Genomic DNA, 10,531 nt, shown 5'->3' with positions numbered 1-10,531 from the left:
CTTGATGCCGGTGCCGTCCGCTGCCCGGCAGGGCATTGCGCAGCAATGCCCGAGAGGGGACGAGCAAGTGCAGCGGACCCTTGGGACCGCGATACGGGATGGTCACGTCCAGGGTCTTCTGGCGTCGGGACAGGGTGCTGAAATCCGGCACCGACCAGTCCAGCCCGGAGAGCTCCAGCAAGCTCGCCACGAAACCGGTGGCCTGGCGGAGGGGCAGCCCGAGAAGGACCTTGAAGGTCAGGCAAGCCTGGATTGCGGCGTCGCTAAATGCCTGCTGGCGGCCGCGCCGCCCGGAAGGCACCGCGTCCCATTGCATGGAGGGATCGAACCAGACGGTCAGCGATCCACGCTGCTTCAGCGCCTGGTTATACGCTTGCCAGTTGGTGGTCTTGTAGGTCGTCTTCGCCGGTCTGCTCATGGCCGCCAGCTATCATGCTGGATTCGCAGGATGAATTCCTCTGGATTTGCGCAACAACGCCGCTTGACACAACGCCGCTGCGGTAGGCGGCGGCTATTCGACCGTGACAGATTTTGCCAGGTTGCGGGGCTGGTCGACGTCGGTGCCCTTGGCCACCGCCGTGTGATAGGCGATGAGCTGGGCTGGGATGGCGTAGAGCAGCGGGGCGAAGAGCGGGTCGGCGAGTTCCGGCATGCGCACCAGATGCCAGACGCCTTCGCCGGCTTCGGCAGCGCCCTCGGCGTCGGTGATCAGGATCACGCGGCCTTCGCGCGCCATAACTTCCTGCATGTTCGACACGGTCTTCTCGAAGAGCGCGTCGCGCGGGGCCAGCACGATCACCGGCACCGTCCGGTCGATCAGCGCGATCGGTCCGTGCTTGAGCTCGCCGGAGGCATAGCCCTCGGCATGGATGTAGCTGATTTCCTTCAGCTTCAGCGCGCCCTCCAGCGCCAGCGGATACATCGCGCCGCGGCCGAGAAACAGCACGTCGCGCGCCTCCGACAGGCCGTGGCTCATGTCCGTGATCCGCTCGCTGAGCTGCAGCGCCTGGTGCGCCAGCCCCGGCATCGCCTGCAGCGCGGCGACGTGCCCTGCGATCTCTTCCGGCGTCAGCGTGCCGCGGAGCTCGGCCGCCCGCAGCGCCAGCAGGGCCAGGACCATCAGCTGGCCGGTGAAGGCCTTGGTCGAGGCCACGCCGATCTCGGTGCCGGCCATCGTCCGGATCACCGCGTCGCTTTCCCGCGCAATCGTGCTGCCCTCGACATTGACGATGGCGCCGACCGGCAGGCCCTGCTCGCGGACATAGCGCAATGCCGCCAGCGTGTCGGCGGTCTCGCCGGACTGGCTGACCACCATCGCCATCGAGCGCGCGGGCAGGGGCGGCTGGCGGTAGCGGAATTCGGAGGCGACGTCGATCTCCACCGGCAGGCGGGCGAGCGTCTCGAACCAGTATTTCGCGACATGGCAGGCGTAATGCGCGGTGCCGCAGGCGACCAGCGTCAGCCGGTCGAGATCGGCGAAGGGCAGGGCGGCATCGGCGGCCTCCGGAAAGGCGATCCGGCCGTCCTTCACGTAGGCGTCGAGCGTGTCCTTGAGGATGCCGGGCTGTTCGGCAATCTCCTTGGCCATGAAATGCTTGTAGCCGCCCTTCTCCACCCGGGTCTGGTCGAGCGAGACCCGCTGCACGGGGCGGTTGGCCAGCCGTCCCTGGGCATCGCGGATCTCGGCGCCTGCGCGGGTGACGACGGCGATGTCGCCTTCCTCCAGATAGGTGATCCGGTCGGTCAGCGGCCCCAGCGCGATCGCGTCGGAGCCGACATACATCTCGCCGTCGCCATGGCCGATGGCCAGCGGCGAGCCCTTGCGGGCGGCGACCATCAGATCCTGCTCGCCGTCGAACAGGAAGGCCAGCGCGAAGGCGCCGCGCAGCCGGGCGATGGTGGCGGTGGCGGCCTCGACCGGGCCCATGCCCTTCTTCATGAAGGACTGGCACAGCAGCGAGACGACCTCGGTATCGGTCTGGGTCTGCGGCACCAGGCCGTCGCGGAGAAGCTCGCCGCGCAGGTGCCGGAAATTCTCGATGATGCCGTTATGGACGACGGCCACGGGGCCGGACTGGTGCGGATGGGCATTGCCCTCGGTCGCGGCGCCATGCGTGGCCCAGCGGGTATGGCCGATGCCGGACTTGCCCGCCAGCGGCTCGTGTACCAGCCTGTCGGAAAGGTTGGCCAGCTTGCCGACCGCGCGGCGGCGGCCGAGATGGCCGTCATGGACCGTGGCGATCCCGGCGCTGTCATAGCCGCGGTATTCCAGCCGCTTCAGCGCCTCGACGAGGATCGGGGCCACTTCGTGATTGCCGAGAACGCCGACGATTCCGCACATGGGCTCAACCCTTCTTCGCTGCCTTCAGCGCCTTCAGGCGCTCCATCATCTTTTCCGCCAGCCCCGGCTTGGTCACCTGCCGCGACCGGCCGACGGCCAGCGCGCCGGCCTCCACGTCGGAGGTGATCACCGAGCCCGACGCGGTCATCGCCTCGGGGCCGACCCTAACCGGCGCGACCAGCATGGTGTTCGAGCCGATGAAGGCGCGCGCCCCGATGGTGGTGCGGTGCTTGAACACGCCGTCATAGTTGCAGGTGATCGTGCCCGCGCCGATATTGGCGTCCCGGCCGATCTCGGCATCGCCGATATAGCTCAGGTGGCTGACCTTGGCGCCCTCGGCGATCTGGGCGTTCTTCACCTCGACGAAATTGCCGACCTTCACGTCCTCGGACAGCTCCGCGCCGGGGCGCAGGCGGGCATAGGGCCCGACGACCGCGCCGCGCGAGACATGGCATCCCTCGAGATGGCTGAAGGCGCGGATCACGGCGCCGGTCTCCACCGTCACGCCGGGGCCGAAGACCACGTAGGGCTCCACCGTCGCGTCGCGGCCGATATAGGTGTCCTGGGCGAAATGCACCGTCTCGGGCGCGGTCAGCGTGACGCCGTTCTCCAGCACCTCGGCGCGCATCCGCGCCTGGAAGGCCGCCTCGGCGGCGGCGAGCTCGGCGCGGGTGTTGACGCCCATCGTCTCGGCCTCTTCGCACAGCACCACCTCGGCCGTCAGCCCCTCGGCCCGGCCCAGCCCGACGATGTCGGTCAGGTAGTATTCCCCGGCCGCATTCGCGTTGCCGATCGCGCCGACCAGCCGCATCAGCGTGGCGGCATCGGCCATGATGACGCCGGAATTGCATAGCCGGATGGCCCGCTCGCCCTGGGTGGCATCCTTGTACTCGACGATCCGCAGCAGGCGCTCGTCGACGGTGACGAGACGGCCGTAGCGGCCGGGATCGGCGGCCATGAAGCCAAGCACCACGATGTCAGCACCGCGGGCGCGCGCCTCGGACATCGCCTCCAGCGTTTCCGGGCGGATGAAGGGCGTGTCGCCGTAGAGCACGACGGCATCGCCGGTCACGCCCTCCAGCACCGGGGCCGCCTGCCGGACCGCATGGCCGGTGCCGAGCTGTTCGGACTGGAGGACGACCTGGGCCTCCGGGTCGATCTCGGCCACTGCCTTCCTCACAAGGTCGGCGCCATGGCCGCAGACCACCGCGACCCGTTCGGGATCCATCGCCGCGCCCGACGCCATCGCATGGGCGAGCATCGGCACTCCGCCGAGCGGATGCAGGACCTTCGGCAGGTCGGATTGCATCCGCGTGCCCTGGCCCGCCGCCAGGATGATCAAGCTCAGCCCCATGGTTTTTGCCTTCCTTTGCCTCAACCGACGTTCTATCCAGCGGGAGGCCCGCTGCAAGGGGCGGCGGCGTCACGGTTGATTTCGTTTGTGACAGGGTGGATGCATGGCGACGGTGGTCTTCGATCTGGACGGAACTCTGGCGGATACGTCCGGCGATCTGCTTGCGGCGGCGAATGCCGTGTTCCGCGCCTGGGGCTACGGAAACGTGCTGGATCCCAAGATTTCAGGCGACCGCGGCGCGGCGATGAAGGGCGGCAAGGCGATGCTGCGGCTCGGGCTCGACCGGCTCTACGGCGATGTCGACGAGGCGCGGGTGGATGCCGGATACGCGCCGCTGCTGGAGGCCTATGCCCAGGCGCTGTCGGTGGAAACCCGCCTGTTTCCCGGAGCCGAGGCAGCGGTGGAGCGGCTGCTGTCGGCGGGGCACCTGACCGCGATCTGCACCAACAAGCCAGAGGGGCTGGCGGAATCGCTGATGACGGAACTGGGGGTGCGGGGTCTGTTCGGGGCGCTGATCGGCGCCGATACGCTGCCGGTGAGGAAGCCCGATCCGAAGCCGCTGTTCGAGGCTGTGGCGCGGGTCGGCGGGTCCAACGGGGCGGCGGTGCTGTTCGGGGACACGGTTACCGACCGCAGCTGCGCGCGCAATGCGTCGATCCCCTGCGCACTGGTGACCTTCGGGCCGGACGGCCATGACGTGGCCGCGCTGGAGCCCGAGGTGCTGATCCATCACTACGACGAAATGGAAGCCTGCCTGGAAAGCCTGGGCCTCGCCTGACGCGCCGCTGGGCGCGCGCAGGGAGACAGCCGGGACAGGGGAGGGCGGCGCACCACCCCCCGCTTGATCAGACCTTGCCGCGGGCCGAGGCGAAGATGCAGGCCAGCGTGATCACCGCGGCGGCGCAGAGGTAGTAGCCGACATAGGCCAGGCCGTAAGTCGATTGCAGCCAGGTCGCGATGTAGGGCGCCAGCGACGCGCCGACTATGCCCGCGAAGTTGAAGGTCAGCGACGAGCCGCTGTAGCGCACCTGGGTCGGGAAGGGCGCGGCCAGCGCGTTGCCGATCAGGCCGTAGGTCATGCCCATCAGCGCCATGCCGATCGTCACGAAGGTCAGGATCCGCGCCTCGTCCGCCACCATCAGCACCGGCACCAGGAAAGAAAAGGCGGCGATCAGCACGGTCGTGGCGACCAGCACCTGGCGGCGGCCGAAACGTTCGGCGATCAGGCCCGCGAGCGGGATGAACGCCCCGAAGACCACCGCGCCCCAGATCTGGATCGCGAGCGCGTCGGTGAACGGGATCTTGATGACCTTGACGTTGTAGCTCAGCAGGTAGGCGGTGCCGATATAGAACAGCACGAAGGTCGCCAGCGCCACGAAGGTGCCGAGGAAAAGGCTGATCTTGTGGTTGCGGAACAGCTCCACCACCGGGACGGCCACGCGCTCGTGCTTGTCGATCGCCTTCTGGAAGTCAGGCGTCTCGGTCAGCGACAGCCGCACCCAGAGGCCGATGACGATCAGCACGGAAGAGGCGAGGAACGGGATGCGCCAGCCCCAGCTGAGCAGGGATTCCTGCGGCATGAACTGCAGCAGCAGCCAGAACAGGCCCGACGACAGGAACAGGCCGACCGGCGCGCCCAGCTGCGGGAACATGCCGTACCAGTTCTTCTTGCCCTCGGGCGCGTTCTCGGTCGCGATCAGCACCGCGCCGCCCCATTCGCCGCCGAGGCCGAAGCCCTGGCCGAACCGGCAGAGAGCCAGCAGCAGCGGCGCGAACACGCCGATGGTTTCGTAGCTCGGCAGGAAGCCGATCACCACGGTGGAGATGCCCATGGTCAGCAGCGCGGCCACCAGGGTCACCTTGCGGCCGACGCGGTCGCCGAAATGGCCGAAGACGACGGCGCCCAGCGGACGGGCGAAGAAGGCGATGGAGAAGGTCGCGAACGAGGCGAGCAGCGCGGTCATCGGGTCGCTGCCGGGGAAAAACAGCGACGGGAAGATCAGCACGGCTGCGGTCGCGTAGACGTAGAAGTCGAAGAATTCGATCGTGGTGCCGACGAGGCTGGCGCCCAGCACGCGGGCGGGAGAGTTCACGGGCGCCGCCCGCGGTGCCGCGGACGGGGCGAAACTGGTATCTGTCATTGGGGTGAGTCCCGGAGTCAATCTGGATTTCCGGGCCTGCCTACTCCCATCCTCCCCGGACCGGAACCGCGCCCCGCAGGTGAAAACACGGTTTTTCTGTGCATATTTGCGCAGGGAGGGCCGCAAAAATTGAGGGTAGGCAAATAATTTTCTGTCGCGCCGGGCTGCGTGCCAGTGCGCCGCCGCGGCCGGAGCGGGTCATGAACGACGCTTTCTTTCGCGGGTGCCTGCCTGCCGCAGCGGCCGCGCCGGGCCCGGAAAGCCCGGCGCGGCAGGGGTTCAGATGCCCGCAGGGATGTTCAGCGGGTCGCGCTGGATCATCTTCGGCGCGGTCAGCGCCTTCCACTGCGACAGGGCTTTCGACGCCGAGGAGAAGGCCGGGCGGGGCACGAAGCGTCCACGTCCGGGCTGCGGCTGGCTGTTCTGCCCCCAGGCCCAGATCACTTCGCCTCGGCTTAGCGTGTAGCGCGCCTGCGCCGTCACCTCGAACCCGTCGAAGACGTTGTAATCGAGAACGGAATGATGGGAGGCCGGGGTGATGGTCTTCGAGATCTTCGGATCCCAGACCACGATATCGGCATCCGCGCCTTCGACGATCGCACCCTTCTTCGGGTAGATGTTGAGGATCTTGGCGATGTTGGTCGAGGTCGCCGCGACGAATTCCTCGGGCGTCAGGCGGCCGGTTTCCACGCCCTCGGTCCAGAGCACGGCCAGCCGCTCCTCCACCCCGTTCGAGCCGTTCGGGATGATGCGGAAATCGTCGCGGCCGCGGCGCTTCTGCTCGGTAGTGAAGGCGCAGTGATCCGTCGCCACGACCTGCAGCGACCCGGCCTGCAGCCCGGCCCAGAGCGAAGCCTGATGGTCCTTGGAGCGGAAGGGCGGCGACATCACCCGCCGCGCGGCATGGTCCCAGTCCTTGTCGAAATACTCGCTCTCGTCGAGCGTCAGGAACTGCACCAGCGGCTCGCCATAGACCCGCATGCCCTTCTGCCGCGCCCGGCGGATCGCCTCGTGGGCCTGCTCGCAAGAGACATGCACGATGTAGAGCGGCGTGCCGACGGCATCGGCGATGGTGATCGCGCGGTTGGCGGCCTCGCCTTCCAGCTCGGGCGGACGGGAATAGGCGTGGCCCTCGGGGCCGGTGATGCCCTCGTTGAAATACTTCTCCTGCAGCGCGGCGATGACGTCGCCGTTCTCGGCATGGACCATCGGCAGCGCGCCAAGCTCGCGGCAGCGCGAGAAGGAGGCGAACATCTCGTCATCCTCCACCATCAGCGCGCCCTTGTAGGCCATGAAATGCTTGAACGAGTTGACGCCCATCTCGACGGCGTCCTTCATTTCGTCGAAGATGGTCTCGTTCCAGCCGGTGACCGCCATGTGATAGCCGATATCGGTGCAGATCTGCGGCGCGGATTTCCGGTGCCAGTCGTTGATCGCGTTCCTGATCGAGCCGTCGGCGCCGGGCAGGCAGAAATCCACCAGCATCGTCGTGCCGCCGGTGGCCGCGGCCCAGGTGCCGGACTCGAAGGTCTCGGCCGCGGTGGTGCCCATGAAGGGCATCTCCAGATGGGTATGCGGGTCGATCCCGCCGGGGATCACGTAGGCGCCCTCGGCATCGACGTAGGTGTCGCCCTTCAGGTCCGGGCCGATCGCCTTGATCGTCTCGCCCTCGATCAGCACGTCCGCCTTCCACTGGCGGTCGGCGGTCACCACGGTGCCGCCCTTGATGACCTTCGTCATGTCGTTTCCCTCAACGTTCCGGCCGTAGCCGGGTTCATGTCCCGCGAATCCGGTCAGATGCCGGATTGCGCATCCAGGGCGTCGCGCGCGGCATGGCGCGCCTTTGCCAGTTCAATCCGTTTCATCTCGACATCGAGCGCCAGCATTTCTTCCTCCAGCCGCCGCGATCCGTGCTTGGCCGCGAAGACGAGCACGGACAACAGCGCGGAGGCTATGGCTCCTGCAGCAGTTGCAAGGGTCGATATCGCTGTTGCAGATTCCAGCGTAGCCACGAACGGTTCCTCCAGCACGATGCTGGATTGGCTCTCGTCGATCCAAAGCTCGAACTCGGCCAAAAGGACCTGCCGTGCCTCCGATCCAGGCTCCGCAGCCAAGGCCATGATCCGGCGGTAGAGGTCGAAGGCTTCGGGTAGCGGTGCCAGGTGCATGTCGAATGACGCAATCAGCCGTTCCGCCACGGTTGCGCGGTCCTCGGCCTTGCTCAACCGGGCGATCCTGGCGATCTGCTCGGTGAAGTCCGGGGCGCTCACATGGTAAAGGAAAGCATCGCGCTCGAATTCCATTTCGGCCAATTGGCTGCCGAGGCTCTGGACCTCTGCCTCGAGGTCTTCGATGCGCTGCTGCGCCTGCCAGGCGGCGAAGCCCAGAAGCGCCGCGGCGATGGCGGCCAGCAGAAGCCCGGCCGCCACCCGCATCGTCATTCGACAACCTCGGCCGTCTCCAGAACCGCGTGCAGAAGCACGTCGGTCCCGGCGGCGGCCCAGTCCATGGTGATCTCCTCGGCCTCGTTATGGCTCAGCCCGTCCTTGCAGGGGCAGAAGATCATCGCGGTCGGCGCGATGTCGTTGATCCAGCAGGCGTCATGCCCCGCGCCCGAGACGATGTCGCGATGCGAATAGCCCAGATGCTCCGCCGCGCCGCGGACCCGGCCGACCAGCACCTCGTCGAAGGCAGGCGGCTCGAACTGGCCGACCACGTTGGTTGTCAAGGTGGTGCCGATGTCCTCGCAGAGCCCCGGCGCGCGCTCGTAGAACTCCGCCTCCATCGCCGCGAGCACGTCCGGCAGGTGCGAGCGGAAATCGACGGTGAAGACTGCCTTGCCGGGGATGATGTTGCGCGAGTTCGGGTAGACCTCGACATGGCCGACCGCGCCGACCGCGTTCGGCTGGTGCTTCATCGCGATCTCGTGCGCCAGCTCGATCAGCCGCGCCATGCCTCGCCCCGCATTCTTCCGCATCGGCATCGGCGTGGTTCCGGTATGGCTCTCCTTGCCGGTGACGGTGCATTCGATCCAGCGCAGTCCCTGGCCATGGGTGACGACGCCGATATCCAGTCCTTCCGCCTCTAGGATCGGGCCCTGCTCGATATGCAGTTCGAACATCGCATGCATCTTGCGAATGCCGACCTCTTCCTCGCCGATCCAGCCGATCCGCTCCAGCTCGTCGCCGAAGCGCTTGCCCTCCGCATCCGTCCGGTCATAGGCCCAGTCCAGGTCATGCCGCCCGGCGAAGACGCCCGAGGCCAGCATCGCCGGGGCGAAGCGCGCGCCTTCCTCGTTGGTCCAGTTGACCAGCACGATCGGCCGGCGGGTCTTCACCTCCATCGCCTGCAGCGTGCGCAGCACTTCGAGACCGCCGAGCACGCCGAGCACGCCATCGTATTTCCCGCCGGTCGGCTGGGTGTCGAGATGCGAGCCGATATAGACCGGCAGCGCCTCCGGGTCGGTGCCGGGCCGCGTCGCGAACATCGAGCCGATCCTGTCGACGCCCATCCCGCAGCCCGCCGCCTCGCACCAGGACTTGAACAGCGCGCGGCCCTCGGCATCGGCATCGGTCAGCGTCTGGCGGTTGTTGCCGCCGGCCACGCCCGGCCCGATCTTCGCCATCTCTTCCAGGCTGTCCCAGAGCCGTTCCGGATCGATGCGCAGATTCTGCCCGTGCTTCATGATCGTCTCCTGCTGTTGCGGAGCCTCCGGTCCGCGAGTCCCCGGGAGGCTGCGGGAAGGCTGCACGATCGGTCAATAATTTCCTGAACGATCGTGCAGAAACCTGCTGAATTTTCCGCAGCGCTGCCGCAGGATGACCGCAAACCGGGCTTTGCCGCAACGGCGCGTCCGGGCGGCGGCGGCGGAGATTGCATCCCCGGGCCGGGCTGAGCCCTGTCTGGGGCAGGGCACAGGGAGCATGGCGCGGGACAGTGGCGGGCAGGGAAAAGGGCATCCAGCTGAGGAACCGCGAGCAAACCGTCGCGCGGATCCTAGCGGCCGCGGAGCGGGTCTTTGCCGATTACGGCTATGCCGGGGCCTCGATCAGCCGGATCGCGGCCGAGGCCGGGGTGCCGAAATCGAATGTCGTCTATTACTTCGAGACCAAGGAACGGCTCTACCGCCGGGTCGTCAGCGACATCTTCGAGATCTGGCGCGCCGCCGCCGACCGGATCCGGCCCGGCAGCGAGCCGCTGGAATCTCTCGCCGACTATATCGACGTGAAGCTGGAGCTCGCCCGCACCCGCCCGCATGGATCGCGCGTCTGGGCCAACGAGATCATCCAGGGCGCGCCGATTGTGCAGGACTACCTGGAGACCGAGCTGAAGGCCTGGACCGAGGACCGGATCGCGGTGATCGCGCTGTGGATTGACGAAGGACGCCTGCGTCCGGTCAGCCCGCGCCACCTGCTCTATGCGATCTGGGCGGCGACCCAGCACTATGCCGATTTCTCCCGCCAGATCGAGACGCTGAACGGCGGCGCGCCGCTTGGCCCGGCGCAATGGGACGAGACCCGCGCGGCCGTGAAGGACCTGCTGCTCGACGGTTTGCGGCCCCGCTGAACATGGCTGAACGGCGGATCCCGAGGGGATCCGCCGCCTTGCCTGCTGCGGGATGGCTCATTTCGCCAGGGCGAGGGCTCCGCCGCCGATCAGGGCCTGGACCAGCAGGGCGACGGCCCAGAAGGCGGG

General features: G+C 67.5%; 9 protein-coding genes. 2 read left to right on the top strand and 7 right to left on the bottom strand.

The genetic code is table 11. From position 1 onward, the window contains the following. From HCC78_RS30200 to glmU, 3 genes are all read right to left on the bottom strand, one after another. A partial coding sequence (locus tag HCC78_RS30200) for a transposase (protein WP_172332452.1) occupies positions 1–418 on the bottom strand: 418 nt, incomplete at its 3' end. A gap of 93 nt (positions 419–511) precedes the next feature. Next, positions 512–2,341: a glutamine--fructose-6-phosphate transaminase (isomerizing) gene (gene glmS, locus HCC78_RS30195; RefSeq protein WP_172332451.1), complete on the bottom strand. Its 1,830-nt coding sequence runs from the start codon at positions 2,339–2,341 to the stop codon at positions 512–514. A gap of 4 nt (positions 2,342–2,345) precedes the next feature. Next, the gene (gene glmU / locus HCC78_RS30190; RefSeq protein WP_172332450.1) at positions 2,346–3,695 is read right to left on the bottom strand and encodes a bifunctional UDP-N-acetylglucosamine diphosphorylase/glucosamine-1-phosphate N-acetyltransferase GlmU; all 1,350 of its coding nucleotides are present in this window, start codon (positions 3,693–3,695) and stop codon (positions 2,346–2,348) included. A gap of 103 nt (positions 3,696–3,798) precedes the next feature. On the opposite strand from glmU, the gene HCC78_RS30185 reads away from it, so the two are divergent. Next, positions 3,799–4,473 carry an HAD hydrolase-like protein gene (locus tag HCC78_RS30185; RefSeq protein WP_172332449.1) on the top strand — a complete coding sequence of 225 codons (675 nt, stop codon included), beginning with the start codon at positions 3,799–3,801 and terminating at the stop codon, positions 4,471–4,473. A gap of 67 nt (positions 4,474–4,540) precedes the next feature. On the opposite strand, the gene HCC78_RS30180 is transcribed toward HCC78_RS30185, so the two are convergent. The 4 genes from HCC78_RS30180 to HCC78_RS30165 all read right to left on the bottom strand — a co-directional run bounded on the left by HCC78_RS30180 (position 4,541) and on the right by HCC78_RS30165 (position 9,521). Then, the gene (locus HCC78_RS30180) at positions 4,541–5,836 is read right to left on the bottom strand and encodes an MFS transporter (RefSeq protein WP_172332448.1); all 1,296 of its coding nucleotides are present in this window, start codon (positions 5,834–5,836) and stop codon (positions 4,541–4,543) included. Between the two features lie 279 nt (positions 5,837–6,115). Next, on the bottom strand, positions 6,116–7,576 hold the full coding sequence (gene hydA, locus HCC78_RS30175) for a dihydropyrimidinase (RefSeq protein WP_172332447.1): 1,461 nt from the start codon (positions 7,574–7,576) through the stop codon (positions 6,116–6,118). A 53-nt stretch (positions 7,577–7,629) separates the two neighbouring features. Next, positions 7,630–8,277 (bottom strand): hypothetical protein, encoded by a 648-nt coding sequence (locus tag HCC78_RS30170; RefSeq protein WP_172332446.1) that lies wholly within the window; start codon positions 8,275–8,277, stop codon positions 7,630–7,632. Next, on the bottom strand, positions 8,274–9,521 hold the full coding sequence (locus tag HCC78_RS30165; RefSeq protein WP_172332445.1) for a Zn-dependent hydrolase: 1,248 nt from the start codon (positions 9,519–9,521) through the stop codon (positions 8,274–8,276). The genes HCC78_RS30170 and HCC78_RS30165 overlap by 4 nt, the downstream gene beginning before the upstream one ends. A gap of 251 nt (positions 9,522–9,772) precedes the next feature. On the opposite strand from HCC78_RS30165, the gene HCC78_RS30160 reads away from it, so the two are divergent. Further along, the gene (locus HCC78_RS30160) at positions 9,773–10,402 is read left to right on the top strand and encodes a TetR family transcriptional regulator C-terminal domain-containing protein (protein WP_172332444.1); all 630 of its coding nucleotides are present in this window, start codon (positions 9,773–9,775) and stop codon (positions 10,400–10,402) included. Positions 10,403–10,531 lie beyond the last annotated feature (129 nt).

Source organism: Mangrovicoccus sp. HB161399 (genome assembly GCF_013184745.1).
Taxonomy (GTDB): Bacteria; Pseudomonadota; Alphaproteobacteria; order Rhodobacterales; family Rhodobacteraceae; genus Mangrovicoccus.
Note: the sequence above shows the minus strand (reverse complement) of the source record. Positions and strands in the feature narration are given on the sequence as shown.

Excerpts from the sequence above, each read along its gene's own strand:
- glmS (WP_172332451.1), bottom strand. The coding sequence starts at position 2,341 with ATGTGCGGAATCGTCGGCGTTCTCGGCAATCACGAAGTGGCCCCGATC.
- glmU (WP_172332450.1), bottom strand. The coding sequence starts at position 3,695 with ATGGGGCTGAGCTTGATCATCCTGGCGGCGGGCCAGGGCACGCGGATG.
- HCC78_RS30185 (WP_172332449.1), top strand. The coding sequence starts at position 3,799 with ATGGCGACGGTGGTCTTCGATCTGGACGGAACTCTGGCGGATACGTCC.
- HCC78_RS30180 (WP_172332448.1), bottom strand. The coding sequence starts at position 5,836 with ATGACAGATACCAGTTTCGCCCCGTCCGCGGCACCGCGGGCGGCGCCC.
- hydA (WP_172332447.1), bottom strand. The coding sequence starts at position 7,576 with ATGACGAAGGTCATCAAGGGCGGCACCGTGGTGACCGCCGACCGCCAG.
- HCC78_RS30170 (WP_172332446.1), bottom strand. The coding sequence starts at position 8,277 with ATGACGATGCGGGTGGCGGCCGGGCTTCTGCTGGCCGCCATCGCCGCG.
- HCC78_RS30165 (WP_172332445.1), bottom strand. The coding sequence starts at position 9,521 with ATGAAGCACGGGCAGAATCTGCGCATCGATCCGGAACGGCTCTGGGAC.